Here is an 18,646-nt window from a genome sequence, read left to right on the forward strand (position 1 = left end):
CCCGGACCGCCCACTTGTGATGCTTGCACTGCGACCTAGCGCAACTATAGGCGATGGGGCAATGGACGTTCAACAGACCCGCTTTTCCGCGCAGGAGATCACGACCCTTGCGCGCCGCATAGATCGTCCGATCGTGCTCGTGGGCATGATGGGCGTCGGCAAGTCGAGCGTGGGCAAGCGGCTCGCCTCGCTTCTGGATTGTCCTTTCGTCGACGCAGACGAAGAGATCGAGCGTTCGGCGCAGATGACCATCCCCGAGATCTTCGATACGTTTGGCGAAGACTATTTCCGCGATGGCGAGCGCCGGGTGATCGCGCGTCTGGTCACCGAAAGGGCGGACAGCCCTTCCCGCACGGTCGTGGTCGCCACCGGCGGCGGAGCGTTCTGCAACGCCGAAACCCGGGCGCTGATCCTCGACAAGGCCGTGACCGTATGGCTCGACAGCGACGTCGACACACTGGTCGAGCGCACGTCGCGCAAGGAGAACCGGCCGCTTCTGCGGGGTGGGAACCCGCGCGAGATCCTCGCCCGGCTGCGTGCCGAGCGCGAGCCTCATTATCGGCAGGCCCCGATCCACGTGGTCAGCGGCGCGGGCCCTCACGTCCACACCATCAACAAAGTCCTTCAGGAAATCTCGCAATGGCTGTGATCCCGGTCGAAATCGCATCACGGCCCTATGAAGTGCGCGTGGGCGCCGGACTGCTGGCCGACCTTGCGCAGAACTGCAGCGGCCGGTTGCGCAAGCGGGGCGTGCCCATCGTCACCGACGCCAACGTTCATGCCGCATGGGGAAGCCTGGTCGAAAGGAACCTGCGCGAGAACGGCCATGAACCGCAGTGGCGCATCCTGCCTCCCGGCGAGCAGACGAAGTCCTGGGCAGAACTCGCCGCGACGGTCGACTGGCTGCTGTCCCTCGAGGTGGAGCGGGGCGACCACGTCATAGCTCTGGGCGGGGGCGTCATCGGCGATCTCACGGGCTTTTGCGCGGCGGTGCTCAAGCGTGGGTGCCACTTCATCCAGGTCCCCACGACGCTGCTGGCCCAGGTCGATTCGAGCGTCGGCGGCAAGACCGCGATCAACACGCCCGCGGGCAAGAACCTGGTGGGAGCGTTCCACCAGCCCTCGCTCGTGCTGGCGGACCTCTCCGTCCTCGAAACCCTGCCGCGACGAGACCTGCTGGCCGGCTATGCCGAAGTGGTGAAGTACGGATTGATCGACGATCCCGCCTTCTTCGACTGGTGCGATGAAAACGCCTCGCGCATGCTTTCGGGGGACCGGGACTTGCGCGAATATGCGGTGGCCCACTCCGTCGCATCCAAGGCGCGCATCGTGGCCGAGGACGAGTTCGAGACCACGGGGCGCAGGGCGCTCCTCAATCTGGGCCACACCTTCGGACACGCGCTTGAGGCGGAAACCGGCTTTTCCGATCGGCTGCTGCATGGAGAGGGCGTGGCGCTCGGAATGGTTCTGGCCGCCCGCTACTCCGCCCGGCGCGATCTGATGCCGCATGGCGACGCCGAACGCGTGGAAAGGCATGTGGCAGAGGTCGGGCTTCCCGCCAGCCTCGCCGCACTGCGCCTTCGCTGCGATGGCGATGCGCTGGTGCAGCACATGCTCCACGACAAGAAGATGGACGCGGGCACCCTGCCCTTCCTGCTGATGAAGGGCATTGGCCGGACCTATCTCGACAGGCAGGTCTCGTTGGACGACGTCGCGAGATTCCTGGACGAGGAACTTGCTCGCGAGCCCGCCTGACGGGAACTATCGCGCATGCCGCACTGCCGCGGCACGACAAACAGGATGACGGGCCAAGATCCTTGCCATGACAGCACCCGAAGCTACCCCTGAACTCGATTTTGCCGAACAGGCGACGCAGGACGATCGGGCCTTCCTCGGCCATCCCAAGGGTCTGGGATACCTTGGCCTGGTGGAGGGTTGCGAGCGCTTCTCCTACTACTCGATGCAGACGCTGCTGACGCTGTACATGGTCAAGTACCTGCTGCAGCCGGGGCGGCAGGAAACCGTCATCGGCCTCGAATGGATGCGCACGCATCTGTTCTCGGGCATGCAGGGCCAGCCGCTCGCCTCGGAAATCTTCGGTCTCTACACCGCTCTTGTCTATCTCACGCCAATCCTGGGCGGCCTGCTGGCGGACCTGTGGCTCGGACGCCGGGCGGCCCTGATCGCTGGCTGCGTCATCATGTCCCTTGGTCACTTCCTCATGGCCTTCGAGGGCGCATTCCTGCTAGCCCTCGGCTCGCTCGTGGTGGGCGTCGGCCTCTTCAAGGGCAACATCGCCAGCCAGGTGGGTGAACTCTACCGACCGGGCGACATTCGCCGGGCCATGGCGTTCCAGATCTTCTACATCTTCATCAACGTTTCCGTGATCGCTGCACCGCTGGTCTCGGGAACCCTTGGCGAGAAGGTCGGCTGGCACTGGGGCTTCGGCTTTGCGGGGGTGGTCATGGTCGTCGGGCTGCTGATCTACCTCGCCGCTCGGCGGCACCTGCCGGCCGACCCCGCGAAGGCTTCCAGGGAGAGCCAGCCCCGCGCCCGCTTCGAGACGGGAGACGGGCTGCGCCTTGCGGCAGTCCTGGTGCTTGTCCCCATCATGGCAGTCTCGCTGCTCACCAATCAGCAGATCTTCAACGCCTATCTCGTCTGGGCCGACCAGCAGTTCCAGCTCACGTTCCTCGGAACGAGCCTGCCGACCAGCTGGATGATCACGCTGGATGCGACGCTCAGCTTCTCGATGCTGGTGGCAGTGGCCGCCTTCTGGGCCTTCGTGGGCAAGCGCACGGGCCGCGAGCCGGACGAACTGGGCAAGATGATCATCGGCTGCGCCTTCATCATCTGCGGCGCACTGTGCCTCTACATGGCCGCGCTGACACAGGGTTCGGCCAGGATCGGGCTGTTCTGGCCGGTGCTGTTCCACCTCTTCAACTCGATCGGCTTCTCGCATCTCCTGCCGGTCAGCCTCGTCCTGTTCACACGTCTTGCCCCCAAGGCGCTCAACGCCTCGATCGTGGGCATCTACTACCTGGCGTTCTTCGGGGCCAACCTCGCCGTGGGCAAGATCGGTACGCTGTTCGGGACCATGCCGGCGACCCAGTTCTGGCTGCTGCACGCGGCAAGCGCGAGCGTGGGCCTTGTGGGCTTCGGCGCGTTCAGGCTGCTTCTGGCGGGCAAGCTGATGCCCCGCTCACCCGGCCCCCGCTCACACCGCCAAGCCTGATGCCCGTCATCGGCTGCCTTCTGATCATCGTCCTGCCTTTGCTGGGACTGGCGGGAGGCGGCCTCCTCGCAGGAGCCGAAGGCGCGACATGGGGCGCCATTGCCGGCTTCGTCATCGCGGTTGCAGTCTTCGGCAGCGGCGTTTTCGCCTTGCTCAAGACGACGCGGCGGCGCTGAACATCAGCCAAACACCGCGACGGACTGCATTCCTGCAATGGCGGGCACGCCCTCGCTGTTCCACTGCATGATGTGCTCGCTCGCCCCGCCATGCGCTGCATACCCGCTGGTCGAGCGGATCAGCCACCAACCATCTGCCCCCGGCCGTGGATCGAGCATGTTGACGTGCCATTGCATCGAAGAGATCGGCACCTTCAGCCCGACCAGCGGCAAGACCGCCACCGGCAATGCATCCCCGCACAGCAGGCATTCGAGCTGGGGATCGAGACCTTCGCGGTTCCGCAAGCGGATCCACCAGGCGAGGTCCGCTTCCCCCAAGGCCGACTTGGGCAGGGCGAACCGCGCTTCGAAGTGATTGCGCAGGAAGGCCGGGGCATTTTCCATCGGCACGGACCTTGCCTCGCCCGGCGCAATCAGGCCCCCGGGAAGCGGGTAATGGTCGAGGCTCAGCGCGCTCTCAATCTGGCGCATGAACACGAAGGCGGCAGTGAAGCCCACGCCTTCCAGGCCCGACAGTTCGACCGAGACCCATGTAGCGTTGCGCCCCTGCCGCAGCATCCGGGCCCGAGCCTCGATACGGCCCGCAAGCGGGCCGACCATCGACAGCTGTCCCGAGCGCAGCGGCGGAAGGCCCACCGCAGCGCCCTGTGCGGCCGCCAGTGCAATCGCCGAAGTCAGCCCGCCGTAAGCCGTGCGTCCCTGGAGCCAGTCCTGATCGATTTCGAGAACAAAGCCGTTTTCCAGCGGCTCCGCTCTCGCCAGCATTTCTCCAAGCGACAGCATCAGAACAGCCGCGAACCATCGGGCACGCGCTTGTCGGGCGAAAACAGCGTCACTCGCCCTTCCTCGTCCGCAAAGCCCAGCGTCAGGACTTCGGACACCGCTTTGCCGATCTGGCGCACGGGAAAGTTCACGACAGCGGCCACCTGCCTCCCGACCAGCTCCTCGGGCGCATAGAGCGCGGCCACCTGGCCCACGCTCTTCTTCTCGCCGATGGCCGGACCGAAGTCGATCCGTAGCTTGTAGCTCGGCTTGCGCGCGCCTTCGTAAACCTCCGCCGCGACGACTGTGCCGACGCGGATGTCGACTTTCAGGAACTCGTCGAAACCGATCGTCTCGCCCGCAGGCGCGGCGGGGTCATGGTCGAGATGCATGTCACTCCATCTCGAGGATGATCGCGTCCACGGCAAGGCTTGCGCCCGGCGCCGCGTTGACGGACTTGACCACACCCGCCTTCTCGGCGCGAAGGATGTTCTCCATCTTCATGGCTTCCACCACCGCGAGCGGCTGTCCCGCCTCTACCCTGTCGCCCTCGGTCACGTTGAGCGAGACCAGCAAACCCGGCATCGGGCAGATGAGGAACCGGGAAAGATCGGGCGGGATCTTCTCGATCATGTGCTGCGTATACCCTGCGAGGTGGGCGGGCAGACAGGTCACCTTGTGGGCTGCCCCGCGCGTAGTCATCCGAAAACCCGTGCGAGTGACTTCGAGCTTGAGCGTCAGGTCCTCACCATCAACCTCGGCATCCACGAAGCGGTCGCCCGGCGTATATTCGAGTTCAAGCTCCACTTCCTCGCCGTTCACCGTCAACAGGTCTTCGTCGAGTTCGACGGCATACGTGGTGCCATCGATGGTGATCGTCCACTCGCCCGGCGGGTCGAGCGGAGCGCCAAGCTGGCCCTCCACGCGGCGCGCGCGATCGGCCCTGGCCGTGGCAATGAACGCGGCGATGGCGGCAAGCTTGACCTTGAGCTCGTCCGAGCCGGGTGCGCCGTGAAAGCCTTCCGGGTACTCCTCGGCGATGAAGCCGGTGGTCAGCTCGCCCGAGCGGAAGCGCGGGTGCTGCATGATGGCCGAGACGAAGTCGATGTTATGGCCCAGCCCTTCGATCTCGAAAGCGTCGAGCGCGGCGATCTGCTTGTCGGCGGCCTCGTCGCGCGTCTCGCCCCAGGTGATCAGCTTGGCGATCATCGGATCGTAGAACATCGAGACTTCGCCGCCTTCGTAGACGCCGTCGTCCACGCGGATGCCCTCGATACCCCGGCGCCCGTTTTCCTGGCCGTCGTCCGTCCAGCCTTCGACCGGCGGATTGTAGCGCACAAGGCGTCCGGTAGAAGGCAGGAAGCCTCGATAGGGGTCTTCGGCGTAGACGCGGTTCTCGATAGCCCAGCCATCGATCTTTACATCGTCCTGTGTCATCTCAAGCTTCTCGCCAGCAGCGACACGGATCATCTGCTCGACAAGATCGACGCCGGTGATCGCCTCGGTGACCGGGTGCTCCACCTGCAGGCGGGTGTTCATCTCCAGGAAGTAGAAGCTCTCGCCGCTCGGGTCCGCGCCCGAGACGATCAGTTCCACCGTTCCGGCCGAATAGTACCCCACCGCGCGCGACAGGGCGACGCACTGCTCGCCCATGGCCTTGCGCATGGCAGGCGTGACGAAGGGCGACGGCGCTTCCTCCACCACCTTCTGGTGGCGGCGCTGGATCGAGCATTCGCGCTCGTTCAGGTAAAGGATGTTGCCGTGCTTGTCGCCGAGGATCTGGATCTCGATGTGGCGCGGGTTGAGGATGAACTTTTCGATGAAGACGCGGTCGTCGCCGAACGAATTCAGCCCCTCGCGCTTTACCGCCTCGAAACCTTCGCGCACGTCCTGCTCGCTATAGGCTAGGCGCATGCCCTTGCCGCCGCCGCCGGCAGACGCCTTCATCATCACCGGATAGCCGATCTCGGCGGAGATGCGCACCGCGTGCTCGGTGTCCGCGATCTCGCCGACGAAGCCGGGCACGACATTGACGCCCGCTTCCTTGGCCAGCTTCTTCGACTCGATCTTGTCGCCCATTGCCGCAATCGCGCCCACGGGAGGACCGATGAACTCGATGCCCTCTGCGGCCAGGGCTTCGGCGAACGAGGTCCGCTCCGAGAGGAAGCCGTAGCCGGGATGAACCGCTTCGGCGCCAGTCTGCTTGCACGCCGCGATGATCTTGTCGGCGATCAGATAGGACTGCGCAGCCGGCGCCGGGCCGATGTGAACCGCCTCATCCGCCATCTGCACGAACGGCGCGCGCGCGTCGGCGTCGGAATAGACGGCGACCGTGGCAATGCCCATGCGACGCGCCGTCTTGATGACGCGGCAGGCGATCTCACCCCGGTTTGCAATCAGGATCTTTTTGAACATGGCACCTCGAAGCCCCATTCGGGTTCTTGTTTGTTTGCGGTCGGAAAAAGGAACTGCAACGCCTGTGGCGAAAGGACATGGTAGGCCGTCGCGTGGGTCAGATCTTCCCGCGCGGCGAGGCACACGAGCGGTCCGCCCGCGGCGGCCACCTGCCTTGCCGCTTGCGCCGTCTCCGGCCCCTCGTTCGAATAGGTGAGATACATTGGAGCGTTGCGCGGCCGGGCCTTGAGAAGCGAGGAGGCCGAGTGCGCAAGAGCGGCATCATCCCACCACAAGCTCGCATCTATTGCGGCGTAGCGTTGGAACAGGGCTGGCTCGCGCAGCCACGTCTCGACGATGAACAACCCCGCCAGCGATTCCCCTATCACGCCATTGTCGCCACTCGTGCGGTAGTTCGCCTCCACCAACGGCTTCACCTTGTCGCGCAGGAACGCGCGGAACAGGGCTGAACCTCCTGCCGTTGGATACTGCTTGTGCTGTGCGGCCGTGCCCGGACTGCCGATCAGTTCGGCCCGCCGATCCCTGCTCTCGATCCCGACGACGATGACCGGCAGCGAGCGCCCCCAGATCGCGTTGAGCGCACTGGTACCGGCGATGTGCAGGAAGTCCTGCGAAAGGCCTCCGTCGATGACGTAGAGCACCGGATAGCGCTTGTCCCCGGCTGCGTAGCCATCCGGCAGATAGACGTTGACCTGCCGCTGGTCGTCAGCGGCAAAATCAACGAGATGCGTTTGCCCGATCGTGATCGGGGTCGGCGCGGAAGGTGCGGCCCTCGCAACATGCGCGCCGGAAACGAGGCAGGCCAGAGCCAGCAGCATCAAGCCTGCCCGCTGGATCACTCGGCCGCTTCCAGCTTGGCGCAGCCCTTGGGCATGCGCTGGGCTTCGACCTGCGCGGGCGTCAGTTCGATCGCCATGGGCTTCAGCCCAAGCCGCGCGAACATCGCCATGTCGTTGTCGTCTCCGGCGTTGGGCGCGGTCAGCAGCTTGTCGCCGGTGAAGATCGAGTTGGCACCGGCCATGAAGCACATCGCCTGCGTCATCTCGGACATGGATTCGCGTCCCGCCGACAGGCGCACCATCGAACCCGGCATGGTGATGCGGGCGACCGCCACGGTGCGCACAAATTCCACGTCGTCGATCTTGGCCAGCGGGGTGTCGGCCAGCATGTCGCCCAGCACGGTGCCCTTCACCGGCACCAGCGCGTTCACCGGCACCGACTGCGGGTGGTCCGGGAGCGTTGCGAGCGTATGGATGAAGCCCACGCGGTCGGCGCGCGTCTCGCCCATGCCGACAATGCCGCCGGAGCACACGTTGATGCCCGCCATCCGCACGTTCGACAGCGTGTCGAGGCGGTCCTCCATCGTGCGGGTGGTGATCACCTGGTCATAGCGCTCGGGCGAGGTGTCGATATTGTGATTGTAGTAGTCGAGCCCCGCTTCGCTCAGCATGTCCGCCTGCTCGGGCGTGAGCATGCCCAGCGTCATGCAGGTCTCCATGCCCATCGCGCGCACGCCCTTCACCATCTCGATGATGGCGGGCATGTCGCGGTCCTTGGGGTTGCGCCAGGCGGCGCCCATGCAGAAACGGGTCGAGCCCTGGTCGGCCGCCTGCGCCGCACGCTGGAGCACCGCCTGCACTTCCATCAGCTTCGTCGCCTTGACGCCGCTTTCCGCGTGAACCGACTGCGAACAATAGCCACAATCCTCAACGCACCCGCCAGTCTTGATCGAAAGCAGCGTCGAAAGCTGCACTTCGTCTGCCTTGTGGCTCGCGCGATGGACCTGCGCCGCACGAAAGACCAGTTCCGGGAACGGCAGGTCGAACAGGCCTGCGATCTCCTCGCGGGTCCAGTCGTTTCGGGGTGTGATGGCAGGGGTATCGGTCATGATCATTCCTCAGCTGGCGAAAGCCAAACCAGCGCCATACGCGCCGATGCGGGCCTGATCCAGCGTCAGCATCATTCCGCCGCCTGCAACTCGGAAGCGGCGGGAGGCATGTTGTGTCCCAGCAGGCGAAGAACGTCGGCCGCGCACTCCACTACGTTGGAGCCGGGGCCGTAGATGCCCTGGACGCCTGCATTGCGCAGGTACTCGTAGTCCTGCGGCGGAATGACGCCGCCCGCGATGACCTTGATGTCGCTGCGGCCCTGTTCCCGCAGCTGTCGGATGAGTTCGGGGATCAGGGTCTTGTGACCCGCCGCGAGGCTCGACGCGCCGACGACATCGACCTCGTTCTCCAGAGCCAGCACCACCGTCTCCTCGGGTGTCTGGAACAGCGGCCCCGACACCACGTCGAAACCCATGTCGCCAAAGGCCGAGGCGATCACGTTGGCACCTCGGTCGTGGCCGTCCTGCCCCATCTTGGCGACGAGCAGCTTGGGCTTGCGGCCGAGGCGGCGCTCCACCGCGGCGACACCATCGAGCACCTGCTGCCAGCGGCTGTCACCTTCGTAGGGCGCGGAATAGACGCCCTTTACTGGGGTAGGCTGAGTACCGTAGCGCTGGAAGCTTTCCTCCATGGCAGAGCTGATCTCGCCCAGCGTGGCCCGGGCACGAGCCGCATCGACGGCATGGGCAAGCAGGTTCGTCTCGATGGACTGCGGCGCGGCGGCAGCCTTGCGCAAGGCGTCGAGCGCGGCCTGGCAGGCAGCTTCATCGCGCGTGGACTTCACCTTGTTGATGCGGGCGATCTGCGCTTCGCGCACCTTGGTGTTGTCGACTTCCAGCGTCTCGAGCAAGTCCTCGTTGGCGAGGCGGTACTTGTTGACACCGACGATCACGTCGTCGCCGCGATCGACACGCGCCTGCCGGGCGGCGGCAGCGGTCTCGATCATGGCCTTGGGCCAGCCTGCGGCCACTGCCTTCGCCATGCCGCCTTCCGCCTCCACGCGGTCGATGATCGCCTGCGCCTCGTCGACCAGTTGCTGCGTCAGAGCCTCCACATAATAAGAGCCGCCGAGCGGATCGACCACCTTGGTCATCCCGGTTTCTTCCTGGATGATGATCTGGGTGTTGCGGGCAATGCGCGCCGAGAAGTCCGTCGGCAGCGCGATCGCCTCGTCGAGCGCATTGGTATGCAGCGACTGGGTGCCGCCCAGCATCGATGCCATGGCCTCGATCGTGGTCCGGATGACGTTATTGTAGGGGTCCTGCTCGGTGAGCGACACACCGGAAGTCTGGCAGTGCGTGCGCAGCATCTTGCTGCGCTCGTTTTTGGCGCCAAGCTTCGTCATCGCCCGGTGCCACAGCACGCGGGCGGCGCGCAGCTTCGCCACTTCCATGAAGAAGTTCATGCCGATCGCGAAGAAGAACGACAGGCGCCCGGCGAAATTGTCGAGGTCTAGGCCCGAGGCCACGCCGTAGCGGGCATATTCGATGCCGTCGGCGATGGTGAAGGCCAGTTCCTGCACCTGCGTCGCGCCGGCTTCCTGCATGTGGTAGCCGGAGATCGAGATCGAGTTGAACTTGGGCATCTCGCGGCTGGTGTAGCCGAAGATGTCCGAAATGATCCGCATGCTCGGCTCGGGCGGGTAGATGTAGGTGTTGCGGACCATGAACTCCTTGAGGATGTCGTTCTGGACCGTACCGTCGAGCAGCTTGCGGTCGACGCCCTGTTCCTCGCCCGCGACGATGAAGAACGCCAGGATCGGGATCACCGCGCCGTTCATGGTCATGGAGACCGACATCTGGTCAAGCGGGATGCCGTCGAACAGGATCTTCATGTCCTCGACCGAGTCGATGGCGACGCCCGCCTTGCCGACGTCGCCGACCACGCGCGGGTGATCGCTGTCGTAGCCGCGATGGGTGGCCAGATCGAAAGCGACCGACAGGCCCTTCTGCCCGGCAGCCAGATTGCGGCGGTAGAAGGCGTTCGATTCCTCGGCCGTGGAGAAACCTGCGTACTGGCGGATCGTCCAGGGACGGCCCGCGTACATCGAGGCGCGAACACCCCGCGTAAAGGGCGCGAAGCCGGGAAGGCCCGGATCGACGGACACGTCCTCGGCAGTGTAGAGCGGTTTGACCGCGATACCCTCGGGCGTGTTCCAGGTCAGGTCCTTGCCCTTGACCTCCTTGTCCGCCGCTGCCTGCCAGTCGTTGATGTCAGCCATGTCCCGTCTTCCCGTTATTCCGCATCATCCGGGCAGAAGCCCGGACAGCGCATTCTCAGTGCGCCTCCTTGGGCGTCTCCATGATCTCGGTAAGCTGCCCGCCCATGTCCTTCGGGTGCACGAAGAAGATCGGCGTACCGTGCGCGCCGATGCGAGGCTCGCCCAGCACTCGCTTGCCGAGGCTCTCGAACCAGGCTTTCGCGGCATGGATGTCCGCGACTTCGTAGCAGATGTGGTGCTGGCCCCCGAGCGGGTTGCGCTCCAGCCACTTGCCGACCGCCGAATCGGCAACCGTAGGCTGGAGCAATTCAATCTGCGTACCCGCCGTTCCGCCTTCGCCCGGCGTGTTGACGAAGCAGACGCGCACCTGCTGGCTTTCGAGCACGAACGGCTCGGTCACGTCGGTCGCGCCCATCACGTCCCTGTAGAACGCGATAGACGCGTCAAGATCGGGCGTGGCAACGCCGATGTGATTGAGACGGCCGAGCTTCATGCACCCGTCTCCGAGGCATTCTCGATCACCAGCGCGATGCCCTGCCCGCCGCCGATGCACATGGTGATCAGGCCGTAGCGGCCACCGACGCGCTTCAGTTCGTACATACACTTGATCGTGAGCATCGTGCCCGTGGCGCCGACCGGGTGGCCGATGGAGACGCCCGAGCCGTTCGGATTAACCTTCTGCGCATCGAAGCCGAGCGACTTTGCAACGGCCGCCGCCTGCGCCGCGAAAGCCTCGTTGCTTTCGATCACGTCCATCTGGTCGAGCGAGAGGCCGGCGCGCTTGAGGGCGATCGGCACCGCCTGGATGGGGCCCTCGCCCATGTATTCCGGCTCCACGCCCGCGTGCCCCCAAGCAACGATCCGGGCCATGGGCTTTAGGCCCCGGCTCTCGACCTCGGCGCCGGTCGCCAGCACCACGGCGGCGGCGCCGTCGTTGATGCCGCTGGCGTTACCGGCGGTGATCAGGCCCTCCTTCTTGAAGGCGGGCTTCATCTTTCCGAGCGTCTCGACGGTGGTGTCCTCGCGGACATGCTCGTCGGTATCGAAGATCACGGTGCCCTTGCGGGTCTTCACCTCGACGGGGAGGATCTGCTCCTTGAAACGGCCTTCCGCGATGGCTCGTGCGGCGCGCTGGTGGCTGGTTGCCGCAAGCGTGTCCATATCCTCGCGGCTGATGCAGTGCCGCTCCGCCACGTTCTCCGCCGTGACGCCCATGTGGTAGTCGCCGATCGCGTCGGAAAGACCCAGCGTCAGCGCGTCTTCCTGCGTGTTGGCGCCCATCTTCCGACCCCAGCGAACTCCGTGATCGTGATAGGGCACGTTCGACATCGATTCGGCGCCGCCCGCGAGGGTGATCGAGGCTTCGCCCAGCTTCATCATCTGCGCCGCCGAAACGATGGCCTGCACGCCCGAGCCGCAGAGCCGGTTAAGCGTAAGCGCGGGAACGGCAAGCGGCACGCCCGCCTTGATGCCGATCACGCGGGCCAGCATCTGATCGCGCGCACTGGTGGGCATGACCTGCCCGATCACGATGTGCTCGACCCCCTCGGCCTCCACCCCGGCCCGCTCCAGAGCCTCGGCGGCGACAAGTGCGCCAAGTTCTGCGGGCATGAAGCCTTTAAGCGAACCGCCAAAGTCTCCGACAGCCGTCCGTACTCCGCTGACGATGTAGACGTCTTCCATGACCTGTTTCCAATCCCTTGCAGTGCGGGCGAGGTCCTATTCGGCTCCCGCCCGCGATCACGGTACTCTCAAAAAGGCCATCCCTCAGAGCGGGATGTTGTCGTGCTTCTTCCAGGGGTTCTCGAGGCTCTTGTTGCGCAGCTTCCTGAGGCCGAGCGCTATGCGCCGACGCGTGGAATGCGGGTAGATGACCTCGTCGATGTAGCCTCGGCTCGCGGCTACGAAGGGGTTGGCGAAGCGCTCCTCGTATTCCCTGGTCTTGGCGGCGATGCCTTCGGCGTCCTGGCCGCGGAAGATGATCTCCACCGCGCCCTTCGCGCCCATCACGGCGATCTCCGCAGTGGGCCATGCGTAGTTGAGGTCACCGCGCAGGTGCTTCGAACTCATGACGTCGTAAGCGCCGCCATAGGCCTTGCGAGTGATGACGGTAATCTTGGGCACGGTCGCCTCGGCATAGGCGAACAGCAGCTTGGCGCCGTGCTTGATGATGCCGTTGTGCTCCTGGTCGGTGCCAGGCAGGAAGCCCGGAACGTCCACGAAGGTGATGATGGGAATGTTGAAGGCGTCGCAGAAGCGCACGAAGCGCGCGGCCTTCTTCGACGAGTTGATGTCGAGCACGCCTGCTAGCACCATCGGCTGGTTGGCGACGATCCCCACGGTCCTGCCCTCCACACGGCCGAAGCCGATCAGGATGTTACCTGCATGAAGCGGCTGCAGCTCGAAGAACTCGCCCTCGTCCAGGGTCTTCCGGATAACCTCGTGCATGTCGTAGGGCTGGTTTGCCGAGGGCGGGATGATCGTGTCGAGGCTGTGCTCGGGACGGTCCCATGGATCGGCGCAGGGGCGTTCCGGCGCATCGTCACGGTTGGACGAAGGCAGGAAATCGAAGAAGTCGCGCGCGGCGAGCAGCGCCTCGATGTCGTTCTCGAGCGCAAGGTCTGACACCGACGTCTTGCTGGAGTGAGTGATCGCGCCGCCCAGTTCCTCCTGCGTGACGACCTCGTTGGTGACTGTCTTCACCACGTCCGGCCCGGTCACGAACATGTAGGAGCTGTCCTTCACCATGAAGATGAAGTCCGTCATCGCCGGCGAATAGACCGCGCCGCCCGCGCACGGGCCCATGATGAGGGAGAGCTGCGGCACCACGCCCGAGGCAAGCACGTTGCGCTGGAACACGTCGGCATATCCGCCGAGCGAGGCGACGCCTTCCTGGATGCGCGCACCGCCAGAATCGTTGAGCCCGATCACCGGCGCGCCCACTTTCATCGCCGCATCCATGACCTTGCAGATCTTCTGCGCATGGCGCGCCGAGAGCGAACCACCGAATACGGTGAAGTCCTGGCTGAAGACATAGACGAGGCGGCCGTTGATGGTGCCCGAACCCGTGACCACGCCGTCGCCGGGGATCTTCTGGTCCTGCATACCGAAGTCGACGCAGTCATGCTCGACGTAGAGATCCAACTCCTCGAAGCTGCCTTCGTCCAGCAGCACGTCGAGCCGCTCGCGCGCGGTCAGCTTGCCCTTGGCATGCTGGGCATCGATCCGCTTCTGCCCGCCGCCCATCTTAGCGGCATCCCGGCGCTTCTCCATTTCAGCGATATTGGCCGACATCCGGATTCCCTTGTCCCAGTGATTCCAACCTGCGGTTCCAGCGAGGAATGCGGCTCCTTAAAGGCATCTGGCACAAGTCAGGTCAACCGTTTTAATCGCCCGGTTAAAACAAATCACAGGTGAGCGCAGGCTATATCTGCCACGCGATATTGCGGCGGGAGGTTCGCAGACCCGCGCCCCCCCGCCGCCCGCGCTCACTTGAGCAGCACGAGTTCCTCCGCCATCGTCGGGTGGATGGCGACAGTCGCGTCGAAGTCGGCCTTGGTGAGCCCTGCCTTCACTGCAACCGCTGCGGCCTGCATGATTTCCGGCGATTCGGAGCCGATCATGTGGATTCCCAGCACCCGCTCCGTCGATGCCTCGCAAACCATCTTGTACAGCGAGCGCTCGTTCCGGTGGGCGACCACGTTCTTCATCGCCCGGAAATCGCTCGTATAGACCTTAACCGATCCGTACTTCTGGGTAGCCTCGGCCTCGGTCAGGCCAACTGCGGCGATCGGCGGATGGCTGAAGACGGCCGAGGGGATGCACGAGTAATCGACCGTGGTCGGCTTGCCTCCGAACACGGTGTCGGCGAAGGCCTGCCCCTCTCGGATTGCAACCGGGGTAAGCTGCACTCGATCGGTGACATCGCCGACGGCATAGATGCTTTCGATGTTGGTGCGCGAGTGTTCGTCGACAGCAATGGCACCGCGCTCGTTCAGCTTGACCCCGACATCCTCGAGCCCCAGGTTCTGGGTGTTCGGAACACGTCCGGTCGCGAACAGGACGCAGTCGACCTCCATCGGATCGTGATTGCTCATGTGAACCACGAGCGAGCCGTCGCCGTTCTTCTCGATCTTCTCGAAGTTGGCGTTGAACCGGAAGTTGATGCCCTTGATCATCGAGATCTGGAGAAGCCGGTCGCGAATGCTCTCATCATAGCCGCGCAGCAGCTGGTCCGAGCGGTTCATCAGCGTGACCTTGGCGCCGAACTGATGGAAGATGCCGGCGAACTCGTTGGCGATGTAACCGGCTCCCGCGATCAGGATACGCTTTGGGATCGCGTCGAGGTGGAAAGCCTCGTTCGAGGTAATGCCATGTTCGTGACCGGGACACGAAGGCACGTGCGGCCGGGCACCGGTGCAGATGAGGATGTGCCTGGCGGTCTTCTTCTCGCCACTGGCAAGAGTGACCTCGTTCGGGCCGGTGAGCGTCGCCCGCTCGTGGAAGATCTCGACCTTGTTGCTTTCCAGCGTCTGGGTATAGAGCCCGTTGAGCCTGTCGACATCACCCAGCACGTTGTCGCGCAGCTTGATCCAGTCGAACCTGCACTCGCCCATTTCCCAGCCGAAGTGCCTTGCATCCTCCAGGTCTTCCGCGAAATGGGCCCCGTAGACGAGCATCTTCTTAGGCACGCAGCCCCGGATCACGCAAGTTCCACCGATGCGGTACTCCTCGGCGACGGCCACTCTCGCTCCATGCGCCGCAGCCACGCGGCTGGCCCGCACGCCGCCCGAACCTGCGCCGATGGTGAAGAGGTCGTAGTCGTAGTCGGCCATGCGAGATTGCTCCCCGAATAGGTGTGGAGCCCGGACGGGCTGCTTTGCGATGGGTCGCGCCGCATATGGTACGTCCCCCGGCCGATTGCCAGCGAGGAGCGCTCGTCCCGTTCGGCCGTCGGCGTTTCATTCCGCCGTGAAACCGGCTCCTCCAGCCGCTGCCGATATTGTCAACCCGATTGGTTGAGTTTACATCGAGAGCATGGCTGCTTCTTCATGAAGGAGGCACTGGAGATCGGGAGACCACCGATGACGTTTTCACATGACGAGAACATGAGCAGGAAGGAACCTTTGGTCCTGATGGTTCCCGGCCTCGAAGGGAGTGGGCCGGGGCACTGGCAGCGCCGCTGGGCGGAAGAGCTCGACAACTGCGAGATCGCCGAACTGGGCAGCTGGAGCACTCCGCATCGCAATACCTGGATCAACCGCCTCAATCTTGCCGTGCATCGTGCCGGGCGACCGGTGATCATCGTGGCGCACAGCCTTGGCTGCATCCTCACTGCATGGTGGTCGAAATTCGAGCAGCCCGCCTGGGGAAGTCCCGTGGCCGGTGCACTGCTGGTCGCCCCGCCCGAGGTCGATTTCTTCCCGCGCGACGACAGGCTGACGGGCTTCGCGCCCACCCCCGGCGATGCTCTGCCTTTTCCCTCGATCCTCGTGGGCAGCCGCAACGATCCCTGGATCGGCATCGAGACTGCAAGGCGCATGGCGCGGCAATGGGGCAGCGAATTCGTGGATGTCGGCAATGCCGGGCACATCAACGCCGATTCGGGGCTTGGAAGCTGGGAGGACGGCAAAGTCCTTCTAGGCAGGTTGATGGACCGCGTGCCTGCGCAGGTGGGGCCAAGCGCGCCAATTGCAGCTTCGGCGGTAAACGCGGACTGGGCGGAAGGTCTCGAGTTTCGCGCCTGACGACCCGGCGATGTGGCAAGCTGCGGGGGCGGCGGGCGTACGCCGCCCCGCAGGTTCTCAGGGCAGCATGAGCCGCCATGTGCCAAGCGCCCTCACGTCCCCGCCGTCGACCGCACCGGCAACGCTCAGCCGAAGCTGCGAGCGGTCCGCGCCCCGAACGTAACCCAACGTGAGAAGCGGATCGATCCGTCCGCCAAAGTCCACCATGCGATCGGTGAACAGGAGCGAGCGGCTGGCTATGTCATAGCCCGAACCCACGGTGTAGGTTCCCTTGCCCGCCACCACGGTGAGAGGCTGTGCGACACCGAACGTCATCCGGCCTCCTGCCAGATCGCGGCCCGCCGTCAGGCCGAACCTTTGCGTCAGCATCGTACCGGCCCGGGTCAGCAGCATGTCCTGCGCCAGATCGAGCCTCGTCGCACCCAGACTCGCATAGCCGGAAAGCTCCCATCGCCCCACCGCTGCAGCCTGGGAGACCTCGGCGAAGAACGTGCGCGCGCCGTCACCGAAGCGCAGTGCCCCGCGCCCCGTGGGCGTGCCGAAGACGGTGCCTTTCTCATCGATCATGCCCGCCTTGATCGTGCTCCCGTGGGTTCGCCATGAGAGCACGGCTCCGCGTGCCGAACCATAATCGGCGCGCCCGCCCACGGTGTCGATGCCCAGCATCCCCCCTGCGAGGGGATAGCGCGCGCCGACGGAAAGCTCGGCGACGGGGCTATAGGCGAAAACGGCGTCCGCGCTCGGGGCCAGTCCCATGAACTCGTCGGCCACCGCGTCCACGGAGTTGAGCGATGCGGTGAACCAGCCCTTGCCACTGCGCACCGCAATCTCGCCGCTGGTAAGAATCGTGCGTGTCTGCTCCACGCCCGAGCCGTCGCGCAATCCTGTTCGGAGCGAGGTAAACCCCGCGCTGGCCTTCAGGTTGGGAGTGGCGAGCGAAGTGCCGCCGGCATTCGCCTGCACCTGCATCCGCCGGTCCAACCAATGGCGATCCTTGCCCGTGCGCACCACCAGTCCCGAAAGATCGCCGCTGAAATCACGCTCGTAGGCGTCGAGAACCGTCACGTCGCCAAGCGCCTTAGACGCGAAGTCCGCAGTACCGACGGCACCGGGCAGGACCATGGCCGATCCCTCTGCTGCCGTCTGCGCGACGCCATTGGAGAGGGTCGGGTTGACAGGTGAAAGCGCCGCCCGCACGTCGATCAGCCCGTGGCCGAAGATCGGGTCCACGCCGGGAGCGCCGATGTCGCGCGCCGTATTAAGGATGACCTGCCCGGCTTGCACGCCCGAAAGCTGTGGCCACTTGCTGAGGATCAGTGCGGCCAGCCCGCTCACCTGAGGCGCGGCCGAACTGGTCCCGCTGAACAGCACGAACGAGCCGTCCACCGCTTGCGCCGCGTTTGTGCCCATCGCTCCCACGCAGCGGTCCATTGCTGCCGCCCCGCACCGGTTCGAATAGCTGGCAAGCTGATAGCTCGTCTCGTTCCCGTCCAGCGCCACCACGAAGAGCCAGCCGGAGCGATTGCTGTCGTCGAGATCAAGATAGCCATCCGCATTCGCGCGGCCCTCGTTACCGGCCGAGTTGACGAAGAGCCCACCCGTTGCCGTGTAGCGAGCGACCATGCGTTTCCATGCTTCGCTGCCGACGTCCGCGTCGATCTTGGCGATGGAGGCGTTGACGACCTTGATGCCGTTCGCTCCAGCATAGTTCATCGCCTGCTCGAAACCGATCCCCAGCCGCTCGCGGTTACCGGCATTGTCCGTGTCCAGATCGATCTCGCTGATGCGCAACGCCACGATCTCGGCGCCCGGAGCCATTCCCTGGATGCCACGTCCATCGTTGAGGCCGGCGATCACGGTTGCCACCGCCGTGCCGTGATCGGAGTCGTCGTCGCCCACCACGTTGCGCTGGAGCGTGACACCGTTCTTCGTGACTGTTCCAAAGTCGCGGCTCAGGGCCGAGATCTTGCCCGCAAGCTCGCCGACTTCCTTCACGCCGTCGTCCAGCACCGCGACCTTGACGCCCTGCCCGGTCCATCCGGCGTCCAGAGCGTAGAGCGCGTTGACGTACTCGAACGCCGCGTAATTGCGGCGGTACTCGGCGTCGTCCTGAGAAGATCGTGATGCCTGAAGCGCTTTGGGATTGATGAACGCGGGCGCGGGTCCGGGCACCACGGGCGTGGCGGTTGGCGCAGGGGTCG

The 18,646-nt window shown here is 64.9% G+C and carries 16 protein-coding genes; 5 read left to right on the top strand and 11 right to left on the bottom strand.

The annotated features are described in order from the left end of the window. Positions 1 to 61: 61 nt before the first annotated feature. From GR702_RS10315 to GR702_RS22060, 4 genes are all read left to right on the top strand, one after another. The gene (locus GR702_RS10315; protein ID WP_160985796.1) at positions 62 to 649 is read left to right on the top strand and encodes a shikimate kinase; all 588 of its coding nucleotides are present in this window, start codon (positions 62 to 64) and stop codon (positions 647 to 649) included. After that, positions 640 to 1,755, top strand: coding sequence for a 3-dehydroquinate synthase (aroB, locus tag GR702_RS10320; protein WP_160985797.1), 1,116 nt, complete (start codon positions 640 to 642; stop codon positions 1,753 to 1,755). The genes GR702_RS10315 and aroB overlap by 10 nt, the downstream gene beginning before the upstream one ends. A gap of 67 nt (positions 1,756 to 1,822) precedes the next feature. Further along, positions 1,823 to 3,235, top strand: a complete 1,413-nt coding sequence (locus GR702_RS10325; protein ID WP_160985798.1) for a peptide MFS transporter — start codon at positions 1,823 to 1,825, stop codon at positions 3,233 to 3,235. Next, positions 3,235 to 3,411: a hypothetical protein gene (locus GR702_RS22060; protein WP_202408188.1), complete on the top strand. Its 177-nt coding sequence runs from the start codon at positions 3,235 to 3,237 to the stop codon at positions 3,409 to 3,411. Before GR702_RS10325 ends, GR702_RS22060 begins: the two co-directional genes overlap by 1 nt. Positions 3,412 to 3,414: 3 nt before the next feature. Here GR702_RS22060 and GR702_RS10330 read toward each other — a convergent pair whose 3' ends face one another. The 10 genes from GR702_RS10330 to gor all read right to left on the bottom strand — a co-directional run bounded on the left by GR702_RS10330 (position 3,415) and on the right by gor (position 15,533). Further along, entirely contained in the window at positions 3,415 to 4,194 is a 780-nt protein-coding gene (locus GR702_RS10330) for a thioesterase family protein (RefSeq protein WP_160985799.1), read from the bottom strand. After that, a complete protein-coding gene (locus tag GR702_RS10335; protein ID WP_160985800.1) occupies positions 4,194 to 4,565 on the bottom strand; it encodes a tRNA-binding protein in 372 nt (123 codons plus the stop codon). Before GR702_RS10335 ends, GR702_RS10330 begins: the two co-directional genes overlap by 1 nt. Position 4,566: 1 nt before the next feature. Then, the gene (locus tag GR702_RS10340) at positions 4,567 to 6,588 is read right to left on the bottom strand and encodes an acetyl-CoA carboxylase biotin carboxylase subunit (protein WP_160985801.1); all 2,022 of its coding nucleotides are present in this window, start codon (positions 6,586 to 6,588) and stop codon (positions 4,567 to 4,569) included. Continuing rightward, a complete protein-coding gene (locus GR702_RS10345) occupies positions 6,570 to 7,427 on the bottom strand; it encodes an alpha/beta hydrolase (protein ID WP_337192574.1) in 858 nt (285 codons plus the stop codon). The genes GR702_RS10340 and GR702_RS10345 overlap by 19 nt, the downstream gene beginning before the upstream one ends. Beyond that, the gene (gene bioB, locus GR702_RS10350; RefSeq protein ID WP_160985802.1) at positions 7,424 to 8,476 is read right to left on the bottom strand and encodes a biotin synthase BioB; all 1,053 of its coding nucleotides are present in this window, start codon (positions 8,474 to 8,476) and stop codon (positions 7,424 to 7,426) included. The genes GR702_RS10345 and bioB overlap by 4 nt, the downstream gene beginning before the upstream one ends. Positions 8,477 to 8,547: 71 nt before the next feature. Further along, the gene (scpA, locus tag GR702_RS10355) at positions 8,548 to 10,698 is read right to left on the bottom strand and encodes a methylmalonyl-CoA mutase (RefSeq protein WP_160985803.1); all 2,151 of its coding nucleotides are present in this window, start codon (positions 10,696 to 10,698) and stop codon (positions 8,548 to 8,550) included. A gap of 55 nt (positions 10,699 to 10,753) precedes the next feature. Further along, positions 10,754 to 11,191, bottom strand: coding sequence for a methylmalonyl-CoA epimerase (mce, locus tag GR702_RS10360; RefSeq protein ID WP_160985804.1), 438 nt, complete (start codon positions 11,189 to 11,191; stop codon positions 10,754 to 10,756). Next, positions 11,188 to 12,381 (bottom strand): beta-ketothiolase BktB, encoded by a 1,194-nt coding sequence (bktB, locus tag GR702_RS10365; protein ID WP_160985805.1) that lies wholly within the window; start codon positions 12,379 to 12,381, stop codon positions 11,188 to 11,190. The genes mce and bktB overlap by 4 nt, the downstream gene beginning before the upstream one ends. 84 nt (positions 12,382 to 12,465) lie before the next feature. Next, positions 12,466 to 13,992, bottom strand: a complete 1,527-nt coding sequence (locus GR702_RS10370) for an acyl-CoA carboxylase subunit beta (RefSeq protein WP_160985806.1) — start codon at positions 13,990 to 13,992, stop codon at positions 12,466 to 12,468. 194 nt (positions 13,993 to 14,186) lie between these two features. Beyond that, complete coding sequence (gor, locus tag GR702_RS10375; protein ID WP_160985807.1) at positions 14,187 to 15,533, bottom strand: glutathione-disulfide reductase; 1,347 nt, start codon at positions 15,531 to 15,533, stop codon at positions 14,187 to 14,189. 249 nt (positions 15,534 to 15,782) lie between these two features. Between gor and GR702_RS10380 the strand changes: the two genes are divergently transcribed. Then, a complete protein-coding gene (locus tag GR702_RS10380) occupies positions 15,783 to 16,445 on the top strand; it encodes an RBBP9/YdeN family alpha/beta hydrolase (protein WP_160985808.1) in 663 nt (220 codons plus the stop codon). Positions 16,446 to 16,502: 57 nt separating this feature from the next. Here GR702_RS10380 and GR702_RS10385 read toward each other — a convergent pair whose 3' ends face one another. Further along, positions 16,503 to 18,620 carry a S8 family peptidase gene (locus tag GR702_RS10385; RefSeq protein ID WP_337192575.1) on the bottom strand — a complete coding sequence of 706 codons (2,118 nt, stop codon included), beginning with the start codon at positions 18,618 to 18,620 and terminating at the stop codon, positions 16,503 to 16,505. Positions 18,621 to 18,646: the final 26 nt, after the last annotated feature.

Origin of the sequence: Novosphingobium silvae (assembly GCF_009856825.1) — a bacterium.
GTDB classification, from domain to species: Bacteria; Pseudomonadota; Alphaproteobacteria; order Sphingomonadales; family Sphingomonadaceae; genus Novosphingobium; species Novosphingobium silvae.